25 protein-coding genes are annotated in these 26771 nt (G+C 61.8%); 23 read left to right on the top strand and 2 right to left on the bottom strand.

Annotation, left to right across the window (positions count from 1 at the left end):
* The first annotated feature begins 150 nt into the window (after positions 1-150).
* Both SPHINGO391_RS20265 and SPHINGO391_RS20260 read left to right on the top strand, forming a co-directional pair.
* Positions 151-891: a GntR family transcriptional regulator gene (locus SPHINGO391_RS20265; protein ID WP_152010540.1), complete on the top strand. Its 741-nt coding sequence runs from the start codon at positions 151-153 to the stop codon at positions 889-891.
* Positions 892-946: 55 nt separating this feature from the next.
* Positions 947-1738 (top strand): SDR family oxidoreductase, encoded by a 792-nt coding sequence (locus tag SPHINGO391_RS20260; RefSeq protein ID WP_193217355.1) that lies wholly within the window; start codon positions 947-949, stop codon positions 1736-1738.
* A 442-nt stretch (positions 1739-2180) separates the two neighbouring features.
* Here the strand turns inward: SPHINGO391_RS20260 and SPHINGO391_RS20255 are convergent, their stop codons facing one another.
* Positions 2181-3014, bottom strand: coding sequence for a MurR/RpiR family transcriptional regulator (locus tag SPHINGO391_RS20255; RefSeq protein WP_152010538.1), 834 nt, complete (start codon positions 3012-3014; stop codon positions 2181-2183).
* Positions 3015-3196: 182 nt separating this feature from the next.
* Here SPHINGO391_RS20255 and SPHINGO391_RS20250 point away from each other — a divergent pair, with 182 nt between their 5' ends.
* The 13 genes from SPHINGO391_RS20250 to SPHINGO391_RS20190 all read left to right on the top strand — a co-directional run bounded on the left by SPHINGO391_RS20250 (position 3197) and on the right by SPHINGO391_RS20190 (position 15182).
* Positions 3197-4486 (top strand): ABC transporter substrate-binding protein, encoded by a 1290-nt coding sequence (locus tag SPHINGO391_RS20250; RefSeq protein ID WP_152010537.1) that lies wholly within the window; start codon positions 3197-3199, stop codon positions 4484-4486.
* A 99-nt stretch (positions 4487-4585) separates the two neighbouring features.
* Complete coding sequence (locus tag SPHINGO391_RS20245) at positions 4586-5506, top strand: branched-chain amino acid ABC transporter permease (RefSeq protein WP_152010536.1); 921 nt, start codon at positions 4586-4588, stop codon at positions 5504-5506.
* Between the two features lie 3 nt (positions 5507-5509).
* Positions 5510-6541: a branched-chain amino acid ABC transporter permease gene (locus tag SPHINGO391_RS20240; RefSeq protein ID WP_244615280.1), complete on the top strand. Its 1032-nt coding sequence runs from the start codon at positions 5510-5512 to the stop codon at positions 6539-6541.
* Between the two features lie 2 nt (positions 6542-6543).
* Positions 6544-7287, top strand: a complete 744-nt coding sequence (locus SPHINGO391_RS20235; protein WP_152010535.1) for an ABC transporter ATP-binding protein — start codon at positions 6544-6546, stop codon at positions 7285-7287.
* Complete coding sequence (locus SPHINGO391_RS20230) at positions 7287-7982, top strand: ABC transporter ATP-binding protein (RefSeq protein WP_193217354.1); 696 nt, start codon at positions 7287-7289, stop codon at positions 7980-7982. The genes SPHINGO391_RS20235 and SPHINGO391_RS20230 overlap by 1 nt, the downstream gene beginning before the upstream one ends.
* A gap of 3 nt (positions 7983-7985) precedes the next feature.
* Positions 7986-8609: an ATP-binding cassette domain-containing protein gene (locus SPHINGO391_RS20225; protein ID WP_152010534.1), complete on the top strand. Its 624-nt coding sequence runs from the start codon at positions 7986-7988 to the stop codon at positions 8607-8609.
* Complete coding sequence (locus tag SPHINGO391_RS20220) at positions 8606-8926, top strand: cupin domain-containing protein (protein ID WP_152010533.1); 321 nt, start codon at positions 8606-8608, stop codon at positions 8924-8926. Before SPHINGO391_RS20225 ends, SPHINGO391_RS20220 begins: the two co-directional genes overlap by 4 nt.
* Positions 8919-9920: a Gfo/Idh/MocA family oxidoreductase gene (locus SPHINGO391_RS20215; RefSeq protein ID WP_193217353.1), complete on the top strand. Its 1002-nt coding sequence runs from the start codon at positions 8919-8921 to the stop codon at positions 9918-9920. Before SPHINGO391_RS20220 ends, SPHINGO391_RS20215 begins: the two co-directional genes overlap by 8 nt.
* The gene (locus tag SPHINGO391_RS20210) at positions 9917-10735 is read left to right on the top strand and encodes an SDR family oxidoreductase (RefSeq protein ID WP_152010531.1); all 819 of its coding nucleotides are present in this window, start codon (positions 9917-9919) and stop codon (positions 10733-10735) included. Before SPHINGO391_RS20215 ends, SPHINGO391_RS20210 begins: the two co-directional genes overlap by 4 nt.
* Complete coding sequence (araD, locus tag SPHINGO391_RS20205; protein ID WP_152010530.1) at positions 10732-12453, top strand: L-arabinonate dehydratase; 1722 nt, start codon at positions 10732-10734, stop codon at positions 12451-12453. The genes SPHINGO391_RS20210 and araD overlap by 4 nt, the downstream gene beginning before the upstream one ends.
* A gap of 15 nt (positions 12454-12468) precedes the next feature.
* Positions 12469-13908 (top strand): NAD-dependent succinate-semialdehyde dehydrogenase, encoded by a 1440-nt coding sequence (locus SPHINGO391_RS20200; RefSeq protein ID WP_152010529.1) that lies wholly within the window; start codon positions 12469-12471, stop codon positions 13906-13908.
* Between the two features lies 1 nt (position 13909).
* A complete protein-coding gene (locus tag SPHINGO391_RS20195) occupies positions 13910-14698 on the top strand; it encodes an aldolase/citrate lyase family protein (RefSeq protein ID WP_152010528.1) in 789 nt (262 codons plus the stop codon).
* 31 nt (positions 14699-14729) lie between these two features.
* A complete protein-coding gene (locus tag SPHINGO391_RS20190; RefSeq protein WP_152010527.1) occupies positions 14730-15182 on the top strand; it encodes a secondary thiamine-phosphate synthase enzyme YjbQ in 453 nt (150 codons plus the stop codon).
* Positions 15183-15202: 20 nt separating this feature from the next.
* On the opposite strand, the gene SPHINGO391_RS20185 is transcribed toward SPHINGO391_RS20190, so the two are convergent.
* Positions 15203-15616, bottom strand: coding sequence for a MarR family winged helix-turn-helix transcriptional regulator (locus SPHINGO391_RS20185; RefSeq protein ID WP_152010526.1), 414 nt, complete (start codon positions 15614-15616; stop codon positions 15203-15205).
* Between the two features lie 103 nt (positions 15617-15719).
* On the opposite strand from SPHINGO391_RS20185, the gene SPHINGO391_RS20180 reads away from it, so the two are divergent.
* The 8 genes from SPHINGO391_RS20180 to SPHINGO391_RS20145 all read left to right on the top strand — a co-directional run bounded on the left by SPHINGO391_RS20180 (position 15720) and on the right by SPHINGO391_RS20145 (position 26703).
* Entirely contained in the window at positions 15720-16844 is a 1125-nt protein-coding gene (locus tag SPHINGO391_RS20180; RefSeq protein WP_152010525.1) for a substrate-binding domain-containing protein, read from the top strand.
* A 139-nt stretch (positions 16845-16983) separates the two neighbouring features.
* Positions 16984-18585, top strand: a complete 1602-nt coding sequence (locus SPHINGO391_RS20175; protein WP_210385803.1) for a flotillin domain-containing protein — start codon at positions 16984-16986, stop codon at positions 18583-18585.
* A 57-nt stretch (positions 18586-18642) separates the two neighbouring features.
* The gene (locus SPHINGO391_RS20170) at positions 18643-19863 is read left to right on the top strand and encodes an ABC transporter substrate-binding protein (RefSeq protein ID WP_152010523.1); all 1221 of its coding nucleotides are present in this window, start codon (positions 18643-18645) and stop codon (positions 19861-19863) included.
* Between the two features lie 79 nt (positions 19864-19942).
* On the top strand, positions 19943-20809 hold the full coding sequence (locus SPHINGO391_RS20165; protein WP_152010522.1) for a branched-chain amino acid ABC transporter permease: 867 nt from the start codon (positions 19943-19945) through the stop codon (positions 20807-20809).
* The gene (locus SPHINGO391_RS20160) at positions 20809-21846 is read left to right on the top strand and encodes a branched-chain amino acid ABC transporter permease (protein WP_152010521.1); all 1038 of its coding nucleotides are present in this window, start codon (positions 20809-20811) and stop codon (positions 21844-21846) included. Before SPHINGO391_RS20165 ends, SPHINGO391_RS20160 begins: the two co-directional genes overlap by 1 nt.
* On the top strand, positions 21839-22555 hold the full coding sequence (locus SPHINGO391_RS20155; RefSeq protein ID WP_152010520.1) for an ATP-binding cassette domain-containing protein: 717 nt from the start codon (positions 21839-21841) through the stop codon (positions 22553-22555). The genes SPHINGO391_RS20160 and SPHINGO391_RS20155 overlap by 8 nt, the downstream gene beginning before the upstream one ends.
* 26 nt (positions 22556-22581) lie before the next feature.
* Entirely contained in the window at positions 22582-24921 is a 2340-nt protein-coding gene (locus tag SPHINGO391_RS25290) for an amidase (RefSeq protein WP_244615278.1), read from the top strand.
* 150 nt (positions 24922-25071) lie between these two features.
* Positions 25072-26703, top strand: coding sequence for an AMP-binding protein (locus SPHINGO391_RS20145; protein WP_244615459.1), 1632 nt, complete (start codon positions 25072-25074; stop codon positions 26701-26703).
* Positions 26704-26771 lie beyond the last annotated feature (68 nt).

The raw sequence follows: 26771 nt of genomic DNA, 5'->3' as shown, positions 1-26771 counted from the left end.
CCAATGATTTCCTAGCCCTGTGAAAATGCAGGCCGCAAAGTAGACGTATACAGATTATACCAGTTGGTCAAGTTTGGTATACCAAATATGGCATAAACACGATAAGGATCGGATCGGTGAAAAAATCCGTGCCAAATGTGAGAACCATCCGTGCCACTGAAAAAAAAGACTTCCACCAAACTGACGGCCATTGCGCGCCAAAGCCTCGGCGAACAGGTCGCGGACATTCTGCGAGAGCAGATCTTGCTGGGTGACCTGAAGCCGGGCGACAGCATTCCCGAACGAGAAACCTCCACAGCTCTGGCCGTCAGTCGCACACCCTTACGAGAGGCACTATTGATGCTTGAGGCGGAGGGTCTGGTCGAAATGGCGCCAGCCAGGACTCCTGTTGTTGCTAAGCCATCGTTGCTCGATGTGACGCATCTTCTGCTTGTGCAGTCGGCACTGGAGGCGCTGGCGGGCGAGTGCTCCTGTGACGAGGCGACCGAGGCAGAGATCGAGGAGATCGAGGGAATGCACCAGATCATGCTCGGGACGATGAACAATCCTGATCCGGTCGAGTTCTTCAAGGTCGACATGGGGTTTCACGAGGCGATCGTCGCTTCAACCAAAAATCTTGCACTGATCAAGACCCACAAGCAGTTTCATGCCCGGCTGTGGCGGGCCCGGTTTCTATCGGCGCGACGCCGGAGTGCGCGCGAAACGGCGATGATAGATCACGGACGCATTGTCGAGGGGTTGCGGCGTCGCGACAAGGAACTGGTGTCATCGGCTATGAAGGAACATTTGCGGCTGGCCATAGACAACGTCAGGGTCGCGTTCGCGCTTGAGGAAGCTGAAAGCAACTCGCTTGCGCCCGGCAGCGACAAGCCTGGTTCAAATGACAGGTGAGCCTGATCCCGGCCCTTTTTTCGACAGCCCGTGTTTCGCCAAGGGAGTTTCGGTAATGACAGGCAAACGCTTCGACGTTTCAAACACCACGGTTCTGGTTTCTGGCGGTAGTAGGGGCATCGGATTGGCGATTGCAGAAGCCTTCGCGCAGGAAGGCGCACGAGTGGTCATATCCGGCCGCAACGAAGCCACCCTTTCGGCGATCTGCGAAGCCGCGCAATCCACCAAGTTTGCAATGGCCTACCAGACCTGCGACGTGTCCGACCCCGAAGCGATCGCCGCCTGTGTCGACGCGGTGGTTGCAGATTGCGGCGGTATCGACACGTTGATCAATTGCGCCGGTGTCAACATGCGCATGCCTGCCCTGGATTACACGCCGGCGCAGTATGATAAGATCATGGACATCAATCTGCGTGGAGCGTTCTTCATGGCCCAGGCGGTTGGCAGGCAGATGGTGCGCCAGGGTAGCGGCAACCAGATCAATATCGACAGCCTGTCGACCCACAGCGCACTGTCCCAGGTTGCGCCCTACGGCATGTCAAAATCCGGCCTATCCAGCATGACCCGTGCGCTTGCGTTGGAATGGGGAAAGCATGGTGTGCGGGTGAACGGGCTGGCCCCCGGGTTCATATTGACTGATCTGACGGAGAAACTCTGGTCATCCCCAAATCTGCGGGCGTGGAACCAGACTGTCACGCCGCTGCGCCGCATGGGCGCGGTTGAGGATCTGGTGGGGGCTGCCATCTTTCTTGCATCACCAGCCGCAGCATTCCTGACCGGACAGATCATCCGTGTCGATGGTGGTGTTTCCGCTGGCCTCAGCTGGCCGATTGACGAGGCGCACTAAGGTTTACGCTACATGGCAGAGAATACCCTTGAGGCAGTGGTCCTGGTAGCTTGCATAGAAGGCGTTTCGATTTCCTCGTTCGATGACCTGATGACGGCCATGGACATGTCCGGCACCTTCAGGAGCCAAGTTCCCGGCTTTGCGAGGAGATCGACAACAAGGTGAAGGCTATCCGCCCTCCCTGTGGATTGATGCCACTTATCTGAAGGTCAGCCGCGGTGGCTGGTCCGTCTCCTTGCGGCTGTTCTTGCTTATGACGTTGCCGCAAGCAACCATTTGCGAGCCGAGGATCGCTTACCTCCGCCGTCTACTCCCCGGACGTTCATCAACGCGGGAGATGCCGCCTGATAAGCCATCGGCATTTCTTCAACAGCGCCAGGGTCCACTTTATGCGCAATGTTCCGGCTCGCCTGAGCATATGGCACTTGGCTCCGCTTGCTTGTCAGTGCCTGGTGATCGCCATCACGAGTGTTTGCACCAGCGCCACGGCGCCTGAAATCGGTTGCAGTCGGGTTGCGGTGTCTGCCCCCAGCAGCAATGCCACCTCAGCGTAGGTGGCCAGAGGGCTTTCGGTGCTGTCGGTCATGGCGACGATCCGGCGGCCGGAGACATGCGCATCAAGCACGACATCCACCACGGGCTGGGAATAGGGCGGGAAAGCGATGGCGAAGAGAACGTCACCGGACCTCATGGTGGCGATCTGGGGACCGGCCATTCCGCCTGAGAAGTCCAGCGTCGAACAGGCTTTCTCGCCACGGATCATTCCGTAGTGAAAGTAATCTGCGATCGGGCGCGACCGCCGCAGGCCGGCAACATAGATGTGCCCGGCCTGACGCATGATCTGGATGGCACGGTTCAGCGCTTCGGTATCGCATTCACGCGCCAAACGCTCAATCGCTTCCGTGTGGGCCTTCAGGCAAGCTTCAAATGTGGCGCGCGTATCTGGCGGCGCGGCCGCTTCATCCCGGGCCAGAACCTCATCGCGGACAGTGACCTGTCCCTCGATCAAGCGCTGCCTGAAGACGCGTTGCAGGTCCGAAAACCCCGAATAGCCGAGTTCCTTTGCAAAGCGTATCAGTGTGGAGGGCTGGATGCCAAGTTCTGCGGCAATCACCGGTGTGGTGTTGAGCGCGAAGGCGTTGGTTTCCTCCAGCGAGGCGCGGGCAATCCGCTGCAGATGCGGACTAAGAGTGGGGAAGCGATCGCGGATTCTCTGCCTGAGGGCATCGAATGTTTCTCCGCTTTCGGATGGTTGGGGTTCGGACTTCTTGATCATGCCGCATCACATAGCATGGATTTCCGGAGGCGAAAATGCTTTCTATCCGATAGAAAAATAATTCCTTGACGTGAATTGAAAATATTTTTAACAACAGTGATAAGGTTTTCTATTTCTCGGGGAGGGTGTCGGAAGGCCTTGTTTCGCCCGTCATGTGCGGGCTCGCTTTTTGGGAGGAATGAATGTCCAGTTCGAAATTTACGCGCCGCGGCATGCTGCGCTCTGCCGCCGCGGTCAGCGGCCTCGCTGCCTTTAGCGGCCCATGGAAACACAATCGCGCTTACGCGCAGGCAACCGACAAGCCGATCCGGCTCGGGCTCACCTCAGATGCCAGCGGGCAATACGCCAACTCCGGTGCTTCCGATCGCCGCGGCATGCTGATGGCCGTCGCAGAGGCGAACGCCGCTGGCGGAGTTCTCGGCCGGAAGATAGAAACAGTCCACCTCGATACGGAAACGACCGCCGCAACGGGAAGCCGCGTTGCCGAGCGCATGATCACCCGGGAAGAGTGCGGCTTCCTTGTCGGTGCCGTCAGTTCGGGCGTTGCCAACGCGATCAGCCAGGTGGCGCAGCGCTATGGCGTGATCTACATGAACACCAATTCGTCCTCGCCGACGGAATCGGGCGAAAACTGCCACCGCGTGAAGTTCGTCTGGGACGGCAACGGAGCCAATTTCTCCAAGGCGGCGATCAAGAACTCCATCGATGCCTATGGCGGCGACTTCATGCTGCTGACCAATGACTATGTCTGGGGGCACGATACGGCGCGCGCCACCCGCGTGCTTATCGATCAGTATGGCGGATCGGTGAGCGACGAGATCCTTGTGCCGCAGGGCACGCGGGATTTCACCGCGGCGTTGCTGAAGATCCAGCAGGCCAAGCCAAACGTGGTTGCAGCAGCCGTCGGCGGTGACGACCAGATCGCCCTGCGCCAGCAGGTGGCGCAGCTTGGCATGGGTGACAAAATCGCCTGGATCAACAACCAGCAGGACTGGCCGGATATTTACGGTCTGCCCGCCGATAACCTGTTCGGCGTTTTCGGCACCACCTGGTACTACAAGCTGGATCTGCCGGGGGTTAAGGAGTTCGTCGGCCGCTATCAGGCGATGTACCCGGAAACATTGATGCGCGTGCCCGGCAATGTCTTCTACAATGGCTACATGGCCACGAAGAACCTGCTCGAAGCCATCGAGCGCGCCGGCACGACAAACAACATCGCCGTGATCAAGCAGCTTGAGGGTCACGTGATGTCCGCGGAAAGCCGCATGCAGCACCACGATGCGGTGGTCGATCCGAATACCCACCAGGTCCAGCAGTCGATCTACCTGGCAACGGGCAACCCTGCGCCGACGGAAGACGACGACCTCTTCAAGATCCTGACCAGTTCAGCGCCTGAAGACGTGCGTGACCAGGATAGCCTCGGCAGTTGCAAGCTGGAAAGCTACGACGATACGCCGACCTTTGACGCCTGAGGCGGCTCAATACTGCGCGGCCGGTTGGCCCGTGGGCAAATTGCCCGGTCCGGCCGCGCGGATGCTCTCTGCCTGATGAAGAGGCCTGCGAGGATTTTCATGATCGAACTCATACCCCACATTGTGAACGGGCTCACGCTCGGCTTGCTGTTTGCCCTGATTGCGCTTGGCTTCACGTTGATCGTGGGCGTGATGGAGGTGATCAACCTCGCCCATGGCGCTCTTTTTGCGCTCGGCGCGTATCTTGCCATGACAACCATTGGCGGCGACTGGTTTGGCTCAAGCGAATTCGGTGTCTGGTGGCGTGAACTGCCTCTCTCCACGCGCTATGCACTCGGCGTGGTGGCCGGCCCGCTTCTGGCGGCATCAGTCGGGATGGTGCTGGAACTCTGCCTGCGCCCGACCTACGGCAAGCCGCCGCTCTATGGTCTGCTTCTGACATTCGGTGCGGCGCTCGTCATAGAGGAACTGATCCGGCTGATCTGGGGTACAGGCGAGCAAAGTCTGGCTGTTCCACGGGCTCTCAACGGAGCGTTCTTCATGGGTGGTCTGATTTTCTCGACCTACAAGTTCTTTGCCGCGGGGTTTGCCATTGTCGCCATAGGCCTGGTTTGGCTGTTCCTTGAGCGGACACCTTATGGCGCCACTATCAAGGCCGGCGCCCATGACAGCGAAATGGTCCGCGCGCTGGGTTACGATCTGTCGAAACTGCGGCTTCTGGTCTTTGGCTTCGGCGCTGCGCTTGCCGCCCTGGCCGGGGTGGTGATGGCGCCAATCTGGGGCCTGCGCCCGCATATCGGTATCGATGTCATCATTCCCGCATTCCTGATTATCGTCATCGGCGGGGTCGGCAGTTTCTGGGGCGCGGTCCTCGCCGCGCTGCTGGTTGGCCTCTCGGTCGGGATCACCGGTGCCTACGCGCCTGCCTGGTCGATGCTGTCGATGTACCTGCTGCTGATCGCAATCGTCGGCTTCCGCTCCCGCGGGCTCCTGGGCCGCAAGTCCGCCTTGGAGAACTAGACCATGCGCATGATCACACTCAGCGACATTTCCGCACGCGGTGGTTCGCCGCTGACCCCGGCCATGGGCCTGTTCATGCTGGCGCTGGCCACCGCGCCTTTCTGGCTGCCGGCTGTCGGTCTCTATCAGTATCTCGGCATCGAGGTGGCGATCTGGCTGATCTTCGCGCTCGGGTTCAACCTGCTCTTCGGCTACATCGGTCTGCATTCCTTCGGCCATGGCGCCTATCTCGGGATCGGGGCCTATGCGTTTGGCCTGTTTCAGCAGGAGGTCATGGTCAGCCTTTGGGGCGGACTTCTGGCCGCCATTCTGGCCGCGTCCCTGGCCGGAGCCCTCGTCGGCGCCTTTCTGTCGCACCGTCGCGGGATCTACTATGCGCTGATGACCATCGGGTTCGGCCAGATCGTCTGGTTCTGCGCGATCAAGCTGCATGGTGTTACGGGCGGAGAGGATGGTCTGCTGGGCATTCCGCGGCCGGACTTTGTCGTGGGCCCTATCCGCTACAGCCTCGCTGACAATTATTCGCTGTACTGGTTTGTGGCCGCGATCCTGGCGATCGTCGTCGTCGCGCTCTGGCGCCTGGTGAATGCCCCTTTCGGGCGGGTCTTGCAGGCAATCCGCCAGAACGAGACCCGCGCACGGTTTGTCGGATACGATGTCTGGTTGATCAAATGGCTGACCTTCATCCTGTCGACAGCTTTTGCCGGGCTTGCCGGCGGCTTGTTCTCGATGGCCCAGGAGGGGGCGTATCCGGACGTGATGAGCCTGCACCAGTCCGGCCTGATCGTCATGATGGTGCTGGTCGGCGGAGGCCTGGTCAGCTTCTGGGGGCCGGTGCTCGGCGTGATCCTGTATTTCGTCGCTCGCGACATTATCGGGGGTATTACAGAAACCTGGCTGCTGTGGTTCGGCCTGATGTTCGTGATCATGGTCATGACTCGCCCGGAGGGGCTTGCCGGTCTCATTCATGTCGCAGGCGCGCGTCTTCGCAAGAAGCCTGCACCGGGCGTGGTCCCCGTTCGGAAGGAGGCTTGAGCATGGCGCTCTTTGTTGCCGAAAACCTCCGCAAACGCTTCGGCGCCCGGGTGGTCCTGGAAAACATCAGCCTTTCCATCGAGGAAGGCAGCGTGCACGGGATCATGGGTCCCAACGGCGCCGGGAAGACGACCTGTTTCCACGTTCTGACCGGTCATCACAGGCCGGACGGCGGGCGGATCACCTTCGACGGCAGGGATATCACGGGCAGGAAGCCGCACCAGATCGCCCGGCTTGGCGTATCGCGCTCGTTCCAGATCATGAACCTGTTCGATGACACCGTGGTGATCGAGAATGTCATCCTGGCGCTGAAGCAATTTCGCAGGAACGGCATGAACCTGCTGCGCGACGTCTTCAGTGACACGAAGCTGATCGACCAGGCAATGGATGTGCTCGACCAGGTCGGCCTTGCGCATCGTGCCTGGGAAAAGGCGGCGGAGCTTCCCTACGGCGAACGCCGGGCGCTCGAGATCGCCGTGGCCCTGGCCCCCGAGCCGCGGATCGTGTTCCTGGACGAGCCGACATCTGGTCTGGGAACGGAGGCGACGCGGGCGCTGGCGGTGCTGATCCGCAAGCTTCGCGCCCGCTACACCATCGTGCTGATCGAGCATGACATGCGTTTTCTCTTCGATCTCGCCGACCGGATCTCGGTGATCCACTGGGGCCAGGTCATCGACGAAAACACGCCTGAAGAATTGCAGTCCAACAAATGGGTGGCGCGCTCGGCGTTGGGGGAGGTGGCCTGATGCTGAAGGTCGAAAACATCGAGACATTCTACGGCGAGACGCAGGCTCTGTTTGGCACCAGCATCGAGGTTGGCGCGGCTGAAGTTGTCACCCTTCTGGGCCCCAACGGGGCGGGCAAGACCACCACGATCCGGTCGATCCTCGGTCTTTCGCATCCGAGGTCCGGCCGGATCAGCTTCGACGGGCACGACCTCACCCATATGCCCACGCACCGGATATCGCGGCTCGGGATCTCCTGGGTGCCCGATGACCGCCGCGTGTTTCCCTCATTGAACGGAAAGCGCAATCTCGCGCTCGGCACGCGCAAGACGCGGTTCCGCAGCTGGACGGAAGCCGAAGTGGTCGAAATCTTCCCGGCGCTGGAACACCTGCTCAACCGCGAGTGCGAGAACATGTCGGGCGGCGAGATGCAGATGGTCGCGATCAGCCGGGCGCTGCTCGGCTCTCCCGGACTTGTCCTGTTCGATGAGCCAAGCCAGGGGCTCGCTCCGAAAATCGTGCAGGACGTGATGCGGACCGTATCGCGGTTGAAGGCGGCCGGCATCTCCAGCCTGATCGTCGAGCAGAATGCGCTGGCGGCGCTCGAGGTTTCCGATCGTGTCTACGTGATGGACCGCGGGCGGATCCTTCACGAAGGGGCCGCACAAGAGCTTTTGGACAATGCGCCGCTGCGTCGACGCCTGATCGGGATGTGAACGATGACCGCGATGCTTGAAGTCAGGAACCTTGAAAAGATCTATACCAGGAGCCGTTTCGACCGGACGCCAACCTTTCGGCTGACGGCGGATTTCACCGTCGAAAAGCCGGGAATCGTGGGAATGATGGGTCCGAACGGATCCGGCAAGACCACCTTGTTCGAACTCATTACCGGGTCAAACGCGCCCACCTCCGGTGAGGTGACAGTCTCGGGCCGCAACATCCACAGGGTTCGGACCGATCAGCGCGACCGCCTGGCGATTCACTATCACCAGTCCTACCAGGTGCGGCATTTCCGGTCCTGGAAACCCAATGTGCTGATGGAGCCCGCAGGATCGGACTATCCGATGCTGCATCTGTTTGACGAACCGCAGTTCAATACCCAGGACGGCTATATCGGCTTCATGCTCGATTTCTTTCGTCGCCTGCGCGAGGAGGGCCGTCTCGTGTTCCTGTGCGTTCACCCCAATGAGCGGTTTCACCTCGAGATCGTCGAAGAGATCTGCGAGAGCTTCGTCTTCGTCAACAGGGGCAGCGTGACACCCCTGCCGGACTACGCCTCACTCCTCGCCCACCAGCCCGCCCGTGCCTATCTGGGCGATCTGGTGACGGAGTGCGCGGCATGATCAAGGTGTTTCAAAAGGGCGCCTACGTCCCTCCGGTTTCCGAGAATGCCGTGGCCGCGGATTTCCCGGATTTTTCCTTCGGCGTTTTCCGCGATCCCGCCGGTCAGGTGTGGGCCGATTTCATCCACGACACCGATGAATTCGTCGTCGTCGCCGAAGGCGAATTGGAGATCGAGGTTGCCGGAGAAGTCGCCCAATGCTGTCCGGGGGATCTGGTGAAGATCCCGGCCGGCGCCAGCCACAGTCTGCGGACGTCGATGAATGGCGGCAGCGTCTGGTATTACGGCTATGGCAGGTTCGGAGGCAATCATGACTGACGGCTTGCGCGTTGCGCTGGTGGGTTGCGGTCTCATCAGCCTTTATCATCTGAGGGCCTGGCAGGCCGCCGGTGCTGAGATCGTCGCACTCTGCGATATCGATCTGGCAAAGGCGGAAGCGCGCGGGGCGGAATTCGGGGTGACGCGTCTCCACACGGACGCGGCGGAAATGTTCAGGCAGGGCGGTTTCGACGCGGTGGACATCGCCGCCTCGGTTGGCGCCCACGCGCCGGTTGCGCGGATGGCGGCGGATCATGGTGTGCATATCATGTGCCAGAAACCGTTGACCGAAACGGTGGCCGAAGCGGAAGAACTGATCGCCTATGTCGGTGAGCGGGTGCGTTTCATGGTGCATGAGAACTACCGGTTCCGGCCCCACTACATGACCGTGCGGCGCTGGATTGCCGAAGATCGTATCGGCACGGTCCGGCATGTGCAGATTTCCTGCCGCGGATCGGGGCTGTGCCCGCGCGAAGACAATGTGCCCTTCCTTATCGAGCGTCAGCCCTATCTCACCGGCTTCCGCCGGAATCTGGTTTTCGAAACAATGATCCATCATCTCGATGTGCTGCGCTGTCTGTGCGGGCCGTTGAAGGTGATCGCGGCACGGCTGAACACACTGGCTGAAGGACTGCCGGGGGAGGATACGGCGGCGATCCTTCTGCAAGGACGGGACGGGCTCATCGCGACGGCGGATGGCTGTCTCGTCGCGCCGGGCTATCCTGAGCTGCATGGCGACCGGCTCGAGGTGATTGGAGCCAAGGGCACCATCGTTATGGAATTGAACAAGACGTACCTGGTTGGCGCCGAGGAAACTGCCGAAGAAGTGGATCTGCCTGGCCGCTACCAGGAGTGCTTCGACACGATCATGGCGGACTTCGTTCGGGGCCTGCGCCAGGGAACAGAATTCGAGACCGATCGGCTCGACAATCTTGAAACATTGCGGCTCATGGAAAGCGTCTATCAGGCTGCAGGCTTGGAGATCACAGAATGAATCAGGCAACAAGCCTCACACCCGCAGTCGACACCGAGCGGCTTGACCGATTGTTCGATGTGAAGGGATTGCGGGTTTTTGTGCCTGGTGGCTATGGCGCAATCGGTGAAGCGGTTGCCACTGGGATGGCGCGCCGCGGCGCCGTCGTCACGATCGCGGGGCCGTCGCCTGACAAGGCCAGAGCACTGGCCTTGAGCCTGGGAGACAACGGTGCCACAGCACACGGAATTGCGCTCGACGCCAGCAATGTAGCCGACATCATGCGCGCCACCTCCGAGGCTGTCGGACTGATGGGCGGCATCGACGTGCTGGTCAATTGCGTCGGCATCCAGCGTGAACAATCGATTCTGGAGGTTACCGAAGAGACATTCGACGAGGTCTACGAGACCAATCTCAAATCGGCGATGTTCATGGCCCAGGCCGTGGCGCGAGACCAGATCGAACGCGGCAACGGCGGGAGGCAGATTCATCTGTTGTCGGTTCGCTCGCAACTTGCGTTGCGCAACCGGGGCTATTCCGCCTATTGCGCGACCAAGGGCGGCCTGGTGATGCTGGTCAAGCAGCATGCCATGGAACTTGCGCCCTATGGCATCACAGTCAACGGGGTCGCGCCGACATTCATCCAGTCGGACCGCATCCGCGCGCATCTTGATGATCCGGCATTCCGCAAATTCATGCTCGAGCGAAATCCCTTGGGGCGTATCGGAGACCCGGTCGAAGTTGTGGGCCAAGTCATCACCATGGCCGCTCCGGCGGGCAGCTACATGACCGGCCAGGTGGTCTACATAGACGGCGGGGTCACGGCATCACAATGAAACGGAACTTGCGCTCCGCACGCTGGTTCGAACCGGACGATCTGCGCGGATTCGGGCACCGGTCCCGGCTCATGCAGATGGGGTATTCGAAGGAAGACTGGCACGGCCGGCCGGTCATAGCCATCGTCAACACCTGGTCGGATATCAATCCCTGCCATGCTCATTTCCGGAGCCGAGTGGAAGACGTAAAGCGCGGCGTGCTCCAGGCCGGCGGGTTTCCGATCGAGCTGCCGGCGCTGTCGCTGAGCGAGAATTTCGTCAAGCCGACGACGATGCTCTACCGCAATCTTCTGGCGATGGAGACGGAGGAGCTTCTGCGCTCGCACCCCGTGGATGGGGCTGTCCTGATGGGTGGCTGCGACAAGACAACACCGGGGCTGCTGCTGGGAGCGATCAGCATGGATCTGCCCTGCATTTTCCTGCCGGCCGGCCCGATGTTGCGGGGCAATCTGCGCGGCGAGGTGCTGGGTTCGGGCGCGGACACGTGGAAATACTGGGACGAGCGCCGTGCCGGCAAGATCGGGATCGAGGAGTGGCAGGGTGTCGAGGCAGGTATCGCCCGGAGCTATGGCCACTGCATGACGATGGGCACGGCCGCAACGATGACCGCGCTGGCGGACGCTTTGGGACTGTGCCTGACCGGTTCATCTTCCATTCCCGCGGCGGATGCGAACCACATCCGCATGGCCGCGGCCTGCGGACGCCGCGCTGTGGAAATGGTCAACGAGGATCTGCGCCCTTCCAACATTCTCAGCCGGGCATCGTTTGGCAATGCGCTCAGTGTCGCCATGGCGATGGGATGTTCGACCAATGCCATCATTCACCTGATCGCCCTGTCGCGTCGGGCCGGGTTCCCGCTGACGCTTGATGATTTTCACGCCGCCGGGCATCGCGTGCCGGTGCTGGCCAATATCCGCCCCTCGGGTGAACGTTACCTGATGGAGGATTTCTTCTATGCCGGCGGGCTGAAGGCATTGATGGCACAAATGGGAGACCTGCTGGATGGCACGGCGGCAACCGTGACGGGACAGAGCCTCGGGGCCGAAATCGCCGGCGCTGAAACCTATCTGCCCGATGTCATCCGCAGTCTCGACAACCCGGTGTCCCTGGAGCCGGCAATGGCGGTGTTGCGCGGCAATCTGGCGCCGCAGGGTGCGGTGATGAAGCCCTCTGCCGCAGATCCGCGCCTGCTTAGCCATCGCGGCCCGGCGCTGGTGTTCGACAGCTATGCAGACATGAAAGCGCGGATCGACGATCCAACTCTCAACGTGACGGCGGACACGGTGCTGATCATGCGCGGCGCCGGACCGCAGGGCGGACCGGGCATGCCGGAATGGGGCATGTTGCCGATCCCCAAATACCTGCTCGAGCAGGGCGTGCGCGACATGGTTCGCATTTCGGACGCCCGCATGAGCGGGACCAGCTACGGGGCCTGCATCCTGCATGTTTCGCCCGAAGCCCAGGTCGGCGGGCCGCTGGCGCTGGTGCGGACCGGCGACATCATCGCGGTCGATGCCCGGGCAGGACGTATTGACATGGAGGTGCCCGAGGACGAACTGGCCCGTCGCCGTGCGGCCTGGGCCGCTCCGGCGGCGAAGGCCGGGCGCGGGTATGGCTGGGTCTATGCGCAGCACATCCTGCAGGCAGACCAAGGCTGTGATTTCGATTTTCTGGAAACCGGGTTCGGGGCTTCCGCGCCCGAGCCGGAAATTCTCTGACCGACAGGTGAAAAGATGACCAAGATGCAGCCGAAACTCCTGATAAACGGCGAGTTCCGAAACCGCGGCCAGGCAGATGCTATCCCCGTGATTAACCCCTGCAACGGCGAGACGCTTTGGGAGCAGCCTGCCTGCGGACCGGACGATGTGGCGGAAGCGCTGGCCCATGCCCGCACGGCGCAGGCGAGATGGTCGAAGGTGCACGGATGGGAGCGTGGCCGCATCCTGCGGGCCGTGGCATCCGAGATGCGCGCGCGCACGGACGCCATTGCTTCCGCGCTGTCGCTGGAAATCGGCCGGCCGATTTCCCAGGCGGCGGGTGAGGTCGGGGCCGCGATCGAGCAGTTCGAATGGTTTGCAGGCGAAGCGGAGCGGCTGTTCGGCGACGTGATCGCCTCGCGTCAGGGCGGACGGCTTCTGACCGAGCATGAACCGGTCGGCATATGCGCAGCCTTCACGGCGTGGAATTTTCCGGTCAACCTGCCGGTGCGCAAGATCGCGCCCGCACTGGCCGCCGGCAATGTCATTCTCGTTCGTCCCTCCGAGCAGGTGCCGATGACCTCGACGCTGATCGCCGAGGCCTGCGTCGCCGGCGGCGTTCCTGCAGGTGTCGTGCAGTTGTTGCTGGGCCGGGCAGCAGACGTGTCGGCGCCGATCATGGCCGCCAACGAGGTCCGCAAGATCTCGCTGACCGGTTCGACCAGGGTCGGGCAGATGCTGATGGCGGAGGCCGCCAAAACAGTCAAACGCTGCTCGATGGAACTGGGTGGGCATTCCGCCGTGGTTGTCTGTGCCGATTCAGACGTCGAGGCGGCCGCTGCCCAGTGCGCGTTGTTCAAGTTCCGCAATGCCGGGCAAGTCTGCATCGCGCCGAACCGTTTCTATGTCGAGGAGAGCGTGTCGGAGAGGTTTCTCGCCAGGATGCAGGCTGACGCGGAGGCGCTGGTGCTCGGCGACAGCCAGGACCGGGCAACCACAATGGGACCTCTGACGCTGGCCTCGGGACGTGACAAGGTCGAGCGGCTGATCGCCGACGCGATCGGGCATGGCGCCCGTCTGGTCACCGGTGGCAAAAGGCCGGAAGGGCGCAACAGCGGATATTTCCTGGAGCCGACGGTTCTCGGAGATGTTCCAGATCATGCCGCCATCATGTCGGAGGAGCCGTTCGGGCCAGTCGCGCCCGTGGCGAGTTTCTCCGATCTCGATGAGGCCATCGAGCGTGCCAATTCAACCCCTTACGGCCTCGCCGCCTATGCCTTCACCTCCAGCCAAAGCAAGGCCGACACCCTGTCGCGCGGACTGCATGCGGGGATGGTCGGCATCAATACCTTCATGGTTGCCCATGCCGAAGCACCCTTCGGCGGTGTAGATCACTCCGGAATGGGCCGGGAAGGCGGGCGCGAGGCGATCCGCGATTACCAGAATACAAAGTTAACTCACATGATGGCGGTTTGAGATGATGACCAATTCCATCAATAAGCTGCACGGGATCTGGGCCGAGGGGCGGTGCGCCCTCAATGGCTGGATTGCCGCCCCGTCGGCGATAACGGCCCAGGCAATGGCCGCCGCCAGGTGGGACGCCCTGACCGTCGACCTGCAGCACGGGACTGCCGACTACCACGACCTTCTGACCCTGTTGCCCATAATCGAAGCCTCCGGGTCTTCGCCGCTGGTGCGGGTGCCCTGGCTGGATGAGGCGATCATTATGCGGGTGCTCGATGCCGGCGCCATGGGCGTCATTGCGCCGATGATCGAAACCGCGGACCAGGCCGCGCGCCTCGTTGCGGCCTGCCGTTATCCGCCCGAGGGCGGGCGCAGTTTTGGCCCCGTGCGCGCGCGCTTTTCCTGGCCAGCGGATTACTCGGTCGCATCGGCAAATGCCTCGGTGCTGGCTTTCGCGATGATCGAGACCCGCGCAGCTGTAGAGGCGGTCGATGACATCGTTGCCGTGCCCGGGCTGTCGGGCATTTACATCGGACCCAGCGACCTGGCGCTGAGTTACGGCCACCCGCCCCGGTTTGATTCCGAGGTCGCTGAAATCGTGGAATTGATCGCGCTCATTCGCCGCAAGACAGCCGAGGCCGGGATCCGGTGTGGGCTTCACTGCGGGACATCTGCCTACGCGGTCAAGGCCGCAGGCTGGGGCATGGACCTGGTCACGGTGGGGTCGGATGCGCGTTTCGTGGAGGCGGGCGCCGCCGAAGCGACGACGGCCTTTCGGGACGGTCTGGCCGCCCAGCGCTGAAGCGAAATGGCCCATTTCTGAGGATGGATTGATGCAACAGTTCTTTTTTGAAGTGAAAATCCGGACCCAGGGCAAGTCGCTTACGCCTATCGACGACCTGCTGGCGCAGGAGATCCAGACCCGCGGGCTTGACGCAGGACTTCTGACGATCTGGTGCAAGCATACGGGAGCGTCTCTCCTGGTACAGGCGAATGCGGACGACGATGTGAAAGCCGATATTCTCGCCTTCTTCGATGATCTGGCCCCCAAGAAACCGGGGCGTTACCGTCACAAGCCTGATCAGCCAGACAACGCACCGTCGCATCTTCGGGCGCTTCTGACGCAAACCCAGATCTCGCTCCCGGTCCGCGACGGATTGCTGCCGCTCGGCGACGTGCAGAGCCTGTATCTCTTCGAGCACCGCGAGGCCTCGAAAACACGCCGGCTGTTGGCCCATTACATTGGTGACGCACTACCTGATGAGACTAATTTTTTGGTGATGTGAATGGCTGGCATTGCCAAGAGCTACATCAACCGGCCGAGAATGTTGTTGAGCTTGGCCACTTCGCTTTCTCCGAGCAAGCTGCAGATCGCCTCGTCCTGGCTCTGGACGACGCCGCGGACTTGCGCCATCCGCTTGCGCCCCAGGTCGGTGAGCATCAGGTTGACCTGCCGCTGATCGGTCTTGCCGGCCTGGCGGTGAACGAGCCCCTCCATGACCATGCGATCGACCATCTTGGTCAGCGTCGGCGGGTTCATCAGCACGATCCTGGCGAGTTCCCCCATGGTCTGGCTCGGCTCAGCGTCCAGCGTCTCGAGCACGCGCCAGACCTCCACCTGCACACCATGTTCCTTCAGCGCAGCCGTCAGCGACTGGTGCACGGCCCGGTGCGCAGCCGCCAGCGTATAGGAGATATAGGAGTCGATCGGGTTCTTCATGGTTCATCCAAGTGTCAGGTTGCATAGAAAATAGTTGACTTGGAAAATAATTTCAATTGCAATGACAAAAATCCCTCAAGCACGGCTGATAGGGGACACGTGCATGGAGTTTTCCCGGACCGTAGTGGCATTTCCGGCAGAGTTGAACGACCTTCGCGACTGGGCTTCGGTAAGCTCGGCGGGCTTTTATCGCGTCGCGCTGCTGATACCGATGTGCGGCTCGGCCGGGATCTGGGCGCCGTCCTGCATTTCCTCGGCTCAGTTGGCGGTTGAAGAGATCAACCGGTGCAACGGCATCGCCGGTCGCCAGGTGCAATTGATCATGATCGATTCAGCGCTTGAGGCGAAGGTTCCGGTCGAGGAGATCGTCAACGACCTGATCGAGACCAACGCCATAGACGCGATCGTCGGCATGCACATCAGCGCCATCCGCCAGCGGCTGAGCAAGGTCGTGCGGCAGCGGGTGCCCTATGTCTACACGCCGCTTTACGAAGGCGGGGAGAACACGCCCGGGATCTTTGCCATCGGCGAGACGCCGCATGAGCAACTGGGGCCGGCGATCGAAACGTTGCAACAGCAGTTCCGGCCGAAGCGCTGGGCGTTGATCGGCAATGACTATGTCTGGCCCCACACATCGCATTCCTATGCCAAGACCAAGCTGAAGGAACTGTCCGTCGGGCTTTGCTATGAACGGTACCTGCCGTTTGGCGTGCGCAACATGTCGCACTATATCGACGAGATTGCGCATTCCGGTGCGGAGGCGCTGCTGATCTCGCTTGTCGGCCAGGACGCAGTGACCTTCAACCGGGCATTCGGGGCGGCGGGACTGGATGGCAAGATGATCCGGCTGTCATGCTGCATCGAGGAGAATGGCCTGCTCGCCTGCGGCGACCGCAACCTCAAGCGGTTCTTCTCGTCTGCGAGCTATTTCGGGTCGCTGAGAACCGAGGGCAACTGTGCCTTCAAGGAAAGCTATTATGGTTTGCACGGCGACAAGGCCCCGGTGCTCAATGTGATCGGGCAGTCGACCTATGAGGGTGTTCACTATCTGTCGGCGTTGATAGACGACAAATCTGGCGATTGGCGCGAGCGCAATATGCTTTCGGGGTCGGCTTTCCGCTATCGAAGCGTGAAGCGTGCTTTCTCTCTGAAGCGGCCGGTGGCACGCGCCCCAATCTACCTGGCTCGCGCTGACGGAATCATGTTCGAGGTGATAAAGCAAATATAAATCATATAGATACCAATTAATTTGAATTGGAAAACAAAATACTTGAAAAGGAAAATAAAATTCTCCATGGTTATGTGACGCCGATACCCCCGGTCCAAAAAGGGGGACGGCGACCGTCATGCCTCAGGGGGATTTTGCCTTGGTCTGGTTTTTTTCGCTGCTCGCTCTTGCGCTTCTGCTGATCATCGCGATCTGGTTCCTGCAGCGCTATTATGCCAAGGCGACACTGGACACCGCGCTTGTCCGTACCGGACTGGGGGGCAAGCGTGTCGTCATCGATGGCGGCTGTTTCGCCTTGCCGATCCTGCACCAGATCCAGCGTGTCTCGATGGGGTCGGTGACATTTCCCGTCCATCGCAAGGGCCGTGAATCGCTGTTGACGAAGGATCAGCTGCGCGCCGACATCGAAATGGAATTCGAGCTCCGGGTCGAGCCGACGGCGGAAGGCATCGCCACCGCCGCGCAGGTTCTCGGGATGCGGATCGCCCGCGGCGGCGACGCCATCCGCGAGGTTGTTGGCGGTGCCCTGATCAACGCCATGCAGGATGCCGCCGCCCGGCGTAACCTGGCCGACATCCACCTAGACCGTTCCGGCTACACGGCGGAAGTGACACAGGCGGTGGCCGAGCATGCCGCGCGCCTGGGGCTTGCCATGGTTTCGACTTCGCTGGTCAGCGTCGATCAGAGCGATCTGAGCCAGCTCAACGAAAGCAACGCCTTCAACGCGCAAGGCATGCGGCGGCTCGCCGAGATGGTGGCCGAACAGCGCAAGGCGCGGATCAAGGTCGAAACCGAGACCGAGATCGCCATCCGCGAGAGCCGGCTGGCGCAGCACCAGAGGCAACTCGAGTTGCAGCGCGCCGAGCAGGAAGCCGAAATCGCCCAGCAGGAGCACCTCAAGCGCATGCAGTCGGAAGCCCGGGCGCGGTCGGACCAGGCCGAGGCGCAGGCCGAATTCGCCACCGAACAGGCCCGGATCGAGAAGACCCAGCGGGTCAAGGCGGCCCAGGTCGCCAATGACGAGGCGCTGCGGCGCGCGGAGATGACGGCAGTCCTCGCACTTGAGGAAACGCGGATTGAAAACGAGGTCCAGCTCGCCAAGCGGCGGATCGAGGAGGCCTCGACCAAGGCCGCGGAAGAAGATGCGCGTGCGCAGGTGCTGCTCGCTGCCGAGCGGGTTCAGGTGCAGAAGGAGCGCGCCATCGTCGAGCGCGAGCAGGAGATCTCCAATCTCAGGCAGAAGAAGGATCTCGCCCTCGAAGACGCACGTGTCCAGAGCGATGTGGGCACCCTGCTTGCGAAGGCGAAGGCCGAGGCCGAGGTCGCCCGCTCTCTCGCGGAAACGGAACAGCGGCGGATGGAAGCCGAGGCTGCCGGACGCCATGCCCTCAATCAGGCCGAGAATACACTCAGCGAATCCGTGATCCGGATGCGGTTGGAGGAGCGCAAGCTCGATCGCCTGCCGGAAATCATGACCCAGATGATGAAACCGGTCGAGAAGATCGATTCGATCCGCATCAACCAGATCAGCGGCATGGGCGGTGGTAATGGCAGCGGTGGAACCGGCGGCACCGGTGTCGACAACGCCTTCGGCGCCGCGATGGACCAGATCCTCGGAATGGCCGTGAGGCTGCCCGCGATGAAGCAGATGGGCGAGGAAATCGGGCTGGATTTCGATGCCAACCTGGCTGGCCGCACTGCCGATTACGCCCAGAGAATCAAGCAGAAAGACAAAGACTGAGACCACCCGTCCCGGGTGCCCGACCGCAACCCAACCATTTCACGGAAGGAACACGACATGTCGATCAACAGACGCCATTTTCTCGCCTCCGCCGCCGCTGCTATAGGTGCGCTGATGATGCCTCGAGCCGTCATGGCCGCAGACACGATCAAGCTCGGCTCGGTGCTTGATGTTTCCGGTATCTTCGACGCCTATGGCAAGCCGATGGACATGGCGATGCGGCTTGCCGTCAGCCAGATCAACGCTGCGGGCGGGTTGCTGGGCAAGCAGGTCGAGGTCGTCGGCTACGACACCCAGTCCGACATGGCGCTCTATTCCCAGTATGCCCAGCAACTTGTCCGGGAGGACAAGGTCGACGTGGTGCACGGCGGCATCCTGTCGGCTTCGCGTGAGGCGATCCGCCAGACCCTGCACAAGAACAAGACGCTCTATTTCTACAACGTGCTTTACGAAGGCGGCGTCTGCGACCGCAACATCTTCATCAACGGCGTGACCCCGGCCCAGCAGGCCGAGGCACTGGTGCCCTACGCCATGGGCAAGTCCGGCAAGAAGGTCTACATCGTCGCCGCCGACTACAATTACGGACAGATCACCGCACGCTGGCTGCAGAAATTCGTCGCCGACAATGGCGGCGAGACGGTGGGTGTCGACTTCTTCCCGCTCGATGTCTCGGATTTCGGCTCGACCATCGCCAAGATCCAGACCGCCGGTGCGGACCTGGTTATCGCGCCGCTGGTCGGCGGGGCGCATCTGTCGTTCTTCCGTCAATGGGCGGCAGCAGGCATGAAGGACCGGATCGCGCTGGCGTCGACCACCATGGGTGTCGGCAATGAGCACAAGGTGCTGACCGCCGAAGAGGGCAACGGCATCATGGTTGCCTATAATTACAGCCAGGAGCTCGATACGCCTGAGAACGCTGCGTTCAAGGAAGCCTGGGTTGCAGCCGGTGGTGACGCCGGCGGTATGCACGAACTGGCGGTGTCGAACTATCACGGTGTGCTCACCTGGGCTGAAGGTGTGCGTATTGCCGGAACACTGGAGCGCGACGCGGTTGTGGAGGCACTGGAAACCGGCGTTTCCATCACAGGTCCCGGCGGCAAGGTCACGGTCGACCCGAAGACCCATCATGCCGTTCTCGATGTTCACCTGATGGAAGTCGAGAACCAGGGGATGCGCGTCGTCGAAACGCTGCCGCAACGCCAGCCGATCGACACCCAGGCTGTCTGCGATCTTGGCGCCAATCCGGACGACAACACCCAGTACGAAATCCAGATCTGACACCCTCCCAAGGTCAGGGAGGGGCCGCCGGTCGCGCGGCCCCTCCATCCCCATTGCAACCTTCCAAGGCAACCCGTTCATGGATCTGGTATTCGTCATCATCGTCGAAATGCTCTACGCGGTCGCCTCGCTGGTGCTGATCAGTGCGGGTCTCGCCATCGTGTTCGGCATGATGAAGATCATCAATCTGGCGCATGGCGAGTTCATGATGATGGGCGGCTATGTGACGATCACGGCGGTCACGCTGGGCGCCAATGTCTTTGTCGCCATGCTCCTCATCGCCCCGCTGGTTGTCGGCCTGATCGGGCTGGTGGTCGAACGGCTGGTGATCCGGCATCTCTATGGCCGGCTGGTCGACACGATGCTCGCGACATGGGGATTGAGCCTGTTCTTCATCGGACTGGCGACCATGATCTTCGGCAACACGACGACGGGAATCTCAACGCCGATTTCAGGGTTCACGGTCGGCAATTACCAGGTCAACGGCTACAACTTCTTCATCATCCTGATCGCGATCGTGTTGCTCGGGCTCATGTATGCGGTGCTCAAGGGCACACGGCTGGGGCTGATCGCGCGCGGTGCGATGCAGCTGCCGGATATGGCCGCGGCACTGGGTTACTCTCCGGAGCGCATCTACATGGCGACGTTCTTCTGCGGTTCGGCGCTGTCGGGGCTCGCGGGCGCGATCCTGGCGCCGCTGGTCGGCCTGGTGCCGACATCGGGCGGAGCCTACATCGCCAAGGCCTTCATCACGGTGATTGCCGGCGGTCCGTCGCTGATCACCGGATTGATGGCCAGTTCCGGTCTCTTCGGCTTCATCAGCCAGATCTTCACGTTTGCGGTCTCGCCGGTGATGGGCGAAGTGGCGCTGCTGGTGGCCGCGGTGGTGCTGCTCAGGTTGCTGCCGCAGGGTGTGACCGGCAAGTTCTTCCGGGGACGTCTGTGATGGCTTCCTTCTGGGCAAGAGAGGTGCCGGCCACCATTCTCGTCGCGGCCCTGCTGATCTGGATCATGCCGATGATGATCGGCACCTATACGCTGACAGTGCTCCTGATCTACGGCATGCTCGGCTTCAGCCTCGGCCTGATCTGGGGCTTTGGCGGGATCCTCTGTTTCGGCCAGGCGGCGTTCTTCGGGCTCGGGGCCTACACCTACGCGATCGCCGCCATCAATATCGGCGACAGCACCATTCCGATGCTGCTTGCAATTCTTGTCCCCGCGGCCTTCGCCGCCCTGCTCGGCGCCATGATGTTCTATGGCCGGTTGACGGATGTCTATCTCGGCGTGATCACGCTGGTGGTCACGCTGATCCTGTTCAAATTCATCTCTTCGACTGCCGGCCCGGACTATGTGATCGGCACGGCGCGGCTCGGCGGCTTCAACGGTATCCCCGGTTTCCAGACGCTGAACGTGCCGGGGCGGCCGAATGACTATATCTACGGTGATCCCTATTTCTATTTCTGCGCGGTCCTCCTGCTTATTGTCTATCTGCTGGTCAGCTGGCTGCTGAAATCATCCTTCGGGCGCGTGGCTGTCGGCATCCGCGAGAACGAAGTCCGCGTCGCCCTGATGGGCTACGACGTCAGGGCGCGCAAGACCGTGCTTTTCGCGACAGGCGCGGCGATTGCCGGACTGGCGGGTGCGCTGTTTGCCAATTGGGGCGAGATCGTTACGCCCAATCTGTTCAGTCTCGGCCAGTCTGCCGAGATCATCATCTGGTGCATCGTCGGTGGTCTGGGCACGCGCATCGGCCCGATCGTCGGGGCAGCCGGGCTTGCCTATCTCAAGTTCCTGCTCGGCCAGCAGAGCATGATCGACAACACGCTCCTGACCGGCATCATTCTTGTCCTGTTCGTGCTGTTCCTGCCGAAGGGCCTCGTTCCGGCCATAGCGTCTCTCTGGCGGATCAGCTTCGGGCAACGTCGCAAGCTGCCACGGCACGGCGCGCGCCGCATTCGCAGCGGGGGCGCCAGGCATGGCTGAAATCGTACTTGAAACGGCGGGCCTGACGATGCGGTTTGGCGGCGTGGTCGCTGCCGACAATGTCGACTTCAAATTGAAGGCTGGCGAGTTGCGCTGCCTGATCGGCCCGAACGGAGCCGGGAAGTCGACGTTCTTCAAATGCGTCACAGGGCTGCTGACGCCCACCGACGGCCAGGTGTTCATGCGCGGGCATGAAACCACCGGCTGGAACCCGCACCAGGTCGCAGCCCTTGGAGTGGGCATCAAGACACAGGTGCCCAACCTGATGGACGGGCTCGATGTCTTCGAGAACATCTGGATGGCGGCGCGGCGGTTCCTGCCGATGCAGGATGCGATGCGCAAGGCGTCCGAGGTGATCGAGCGGCTGGCCCTCGGTCCGATCGCGCGAACGGAACTCGGACGACTGGCGCATGGCGAGCGGCAGCGGGTCGAACTGGGTCTGGTGGTTGCCGGCGATCCCTGGCTGGTGCTGCTTGATGAACCCGCAGCCGGGATGAGCGCCGACGATGTGGAACGTATGAGCGACATCATCCGCGAAATGACCCGCACCGCGGCCGTGGTGATCGTCGAGCACGACATGCAGTTCATCCGCTCGATCGCCAGCACCGTGACCGTGTTCCATCAGGGCGCGGTGCTGATGGAGGACAACGTCGACCGGGTGATGGCGGATCCCACGGTACGCAACGTCTACTTGGGAAAGAAAGCCTGATGATGGCCGAGGAGCGGAAGACCTGCTTGGATATCAAGAGCCTGTCGGGAGGCTACGGCAAGGTGCCGATCCTGCACGGGATCGAGTTTTCGGTGGCGGAGAACGAGGTCGTCGGCATTCTCGGCCACAATGGCATGGGCAAGTCCACCCTGCTCAAGACCATCATGGGTTTCCTGCCGGCGAGTTCCGGCACGGTCCGGTTCCACGGCGTCGAGATCACCCGCCTGTCGCCCTACGAGCGCGCCGGGCTCGGGATCGGTTACGTGCCACAGGGACGGGGGATCTTTCCGCAACTGAGCGTGCGCGACAATCTCCGTTTTGCCTGGCACGACTATTCCGGCGGCGGCGAGGATGAGGTGATCGAAGCCGTGCTCGCCGATTTCCCGCGGCTGGCGCGGCTGCTTGACCGCATGGGTGGCGCGCTGTCGGGCGGCGAACAGCAGCTGCTGGCCCTGGCACGAAGCCTGATGGGTGATCCGGAATTCCTGCTGCTCGACGAGCCGACAGAGGGTATCCAGCCTTCTATCATCGAGGAGATGTCGGAAACCCTGCTGCGCCTGCGAGAAAGGCGCGGTCTGTCTATCCTGCTGGTCGAGCAGAATTTCGACTTCATCGCCGATCTGTCGGACCGGGTCCTGGTGCTGGAGCGCGGGCGGATTGCCGGCGAACTTTCCAAGGTCGAGCTGGCCGATCAGGCCAAGGTCGACCAGTTCCTGGGTTTTGGCGCCGCGCGCTCGACGCGTGGCACTGCGACGGGAACCACGCGTGCAGGACCGGCCCCGGCGCCCAGGCCCCCGAGCCAGCAGCAAGATGCACATCCTGCTCCCATCACCCCCCAGCCCCTGGTGACAAGCATGACAGTCAAACGCCCCAGCCTCTCGCAGATGCGCGCCATGGCGAGCCGTTTCGGCATGAACCTGACGGATACGGAACTCGGCGAGTACAGCCAGATCATGGAGCCCTATATCCAGGCCTATGACCGGCTCGACGCCCTTCCCGACAATCTGCCCGAAGTGCGCTATCCGCGCTCGCCGGGGCGCTTTCCGGATCCAACGGAAAATCCGCTCAATGCCTGGTATGTCAAGACGGAAGTGCGCGGCGCACCCGACGGACCGTTGCGCGGCAAGCGCATCGCACTCAAGGACACGATCTGCCTGGCCGGCGTGCCGATGATGAACGGATCGTCGATCATGGAGGGCTATACGCCCGAGATCGACGCCACCATCGTCACGAGGATGCTCGATGCCGGCGCCATCATTGCCGGAAAGGCGCATTGCGAGAATTTCTGCCTGTCCGGTGCCTCCCACACCAATGCCAAGGGGCCGGTGCACAATCCCTGGAAGCGTGGCTACATGGCCAACGGCTCTTCCAGCGGATCGGCAGCCCTTGTCGCGACGGGTGAGGTGGATATGGCGATCGCGGGCGACCAGGGCGGCTCGATCCGGCTGCCGTCCTCGGCCTGCGGCGTCTATGGCATGAAGGCCACCCACGGGCTGGTGCCCTATACGGGCGTCATGCCGGTGGAAATGACCATCGATCATGTCGGTCCGGTAACCTCCACGGTCGCCGACAATGCGCTTCTGCTCGAGGTGCTGGCTGGCGAGGACGGGCTTGATCCGCGCCAGTACAATCCAAAGGTTTACCGTTACACGGAAGCCCTTGGCCGTGGCGCGCAGGGGCTGCGAATCGGCATCCTGAAGGAAGGGTTTCACCGTCCCGAGAGCGAGTCTGATGTCGACGACAAGGTGCTCGCGGCGGCGGAGCGGTTCAGGCAACTGGGCGCCATGGTCGAGGAAATCTCCGTGCCTGAGCACACTCTGGCAGTCGATTGCTGGACGGCGATCACCGTGGAGGGCATGCAGGACCAGATGATGCACGGCAACACCGCAGGCACCAATTACCGCGGCCTGTTCCTGCCATCGATGATCGACCAGATGTCGCAGTGGCGCAACCGGGCTGACGAGCTCAGCCATTCGCTGAAAACCTGCATGTTCCTCGGCGAGCATTTCCAGACCCAGTATCGGGGTCGCTTCTATGGCAAGGCCCAGAACCTCATGCGCCGCGTCAACGAAAAATACGCCCAGGCACTCAAACGTTTCGATGTGCTGCTGATGCCGACCATGCCGATGAAACCGCAGGAAATTCCGCCTGCAGACTGTTCGATCAGCCTTTACGTTCAACGGGCCTTCGAGATGATCGGCAATACCGCTCCGTTCAATGGCGGCCTGCCGGCAATGAGTGTGCCTTGCGGCTTGAGTGAAGGCTTGCCAATCGGCATGATGCTGGTGGGACCGAGTTTCGGCGAGATGAAGATTTACCAGGCGGCGCATGCCTTCGAACAGAGTGAAGACTGGCGCAGCATGTGAGGGGGGAAAGCGATGTCGATTCTGAACGAGAGCCTGGCAGGACGACTTTCCGATTTCGGCCGGACCGGTAGCCCGCAGGCGGCTGAATCGACGGCGCCGGAAAACGACCTTTCCTATGTTCGCGGCAGCACCCATCTGCCTCTGCGTTACATGACCATCCCGCAATTGCTGCGCGAGGCCGTCTCGCTGTTCGGCCCGCGCGAGGCAATCATCTGCCCACAGCAGGACATTCGCCTCAGCTACTACGAATTCGACCGCGCGGTCGACGAACTGGCATCCGGCTTTCTTGCCATGGGTCTGCAGAAGGGCGACCGTATCGGCATCTGGTCGCCCAATCGCTACGAGTGGGTGCTGACCCAGTTCGCCACGGCGCGGATCGGGCTGGTGCTGGTCAACATCAATCCGGCCTACCGGCTTTCGGAGCTGGAGTACGCGCTCAACAAGGTTGCCTGCAAGGCGCTGGTGACGGCGCGCGCGTTCAAGTCCTCCAACTATCTCGAGATGATCACGTCACTGGCGCCGGAGATCACGGAGTGCGAACCCGGCCGATTGCGGGCAGCGAAACTGCCGCATCTTAGGTCGGTGATCGTGCTTGGCGAGGCCGGCGAGCCGGGGGTCTTCTCGTTCGACCGGGTGAGGACGCTCGGCGGTCCGGCGCAGCAGTTGCGGCTGCCGGCGATCGAGGCGGAACTCGGTCCGGACGACGCCATCAACATCCAGTTCACCTCGGGCACGACAGGTCACCCCAAAGGGGCCACGCTGTCGCATTACAACATCGTCAACAATGCCCGCTACGTCACCGACCGCATTGCGCTGACGGAAAGCGACCGGCTGTGCATTCCTGTGCCGCTCTATCATTGCTTCGGCATGGTGATGGGCGTGCTGGGCGCTGTCAGCAAGGGGGCGGCCATGGTGTTTCCGGGCGAGGCCTTCGATCCGGTGGCAACCCTGTCGGCGCTGGAAGCTGAACGCTGCACCGCCGTCTACGGCGTGCCGACCATGTTTGTCGCCATGCTCGAGGAACTCGACCGTTCACCGCGCAACCTGACGCAGCTGCGCACCGGGATCATGGCCGGGGCGCCGTGCCCCGTCGAGGTGATGCACCGGGTGATGGAGCGGATGCACATGCGCGAGGTGACGATCTGCTACGGCATGACCGAGACATCGCCGGTGTCGTTCCAGAGCTTCACCGACGATCCGATCGACAAGCGCTGCGAAACCGTCGGCCGTATCCACCCGCATCTCGAGGTCAAGATTGTCAACGATGACGGCCGGATCGTGCCGGTCGGCGTTCGCGGCGAGCTCTGCACCCGTGGCTATTCGGTGATGAAGGGGTACTGGGACGATCAGGAGAAGACCGCTGAGGCGATCCGGGACGGGTGGATGCACACCGGCGATCTGGCCGTGCTGGACGAGCAGGGATTCTGCGCCATCGTCGGGAGGGTCAAGGACATGATCATTCGCGGCGGCGAGAATGTCTATCCGCGCGAAATCGAGGAGTTTCTCTTCCGCCATTCGAAGATCTCGGAGGTTCAGGTGTTCGGAGTGCCGGACGTCAAGTATGGCGAGGAGGTCTGCGCCTGGGTGGTCGCCAAGCCGGGCGCCAGTCTTGACGGGGAAGAACTCAGGGCCTTCTGCAACGGCCAGATCGCGCATTACAAGATCCCCAGATACATCCGGGTCGTCGATGCACTGCCAATGACGATTACCGGCAAGCCGCAGAAGTTCATCATGCGCGAGCAGATGCAGGAAATGCTGAAGCAGGACGGCCGCAAGGGCTGACCTCGCACCTTCGAACCCGCCTCCAGTCTCACCGTCGCGAGGGACCGACGGCGGAGAGCGTCATCGCG

It is taken from the genome of Hoeflea sp. EC-HK425 (genome assembly GCF_902498795.1).
GTDB lineage: Bacteria > Pseudomonadota > Alphaproteobacteria > Rhizobiales > Rhizobiaceae > Hoeflea > Hoeflea alexandrii.
This window is presented reverse-complemented; position numbering and strand designations above follow the sequence as displayed.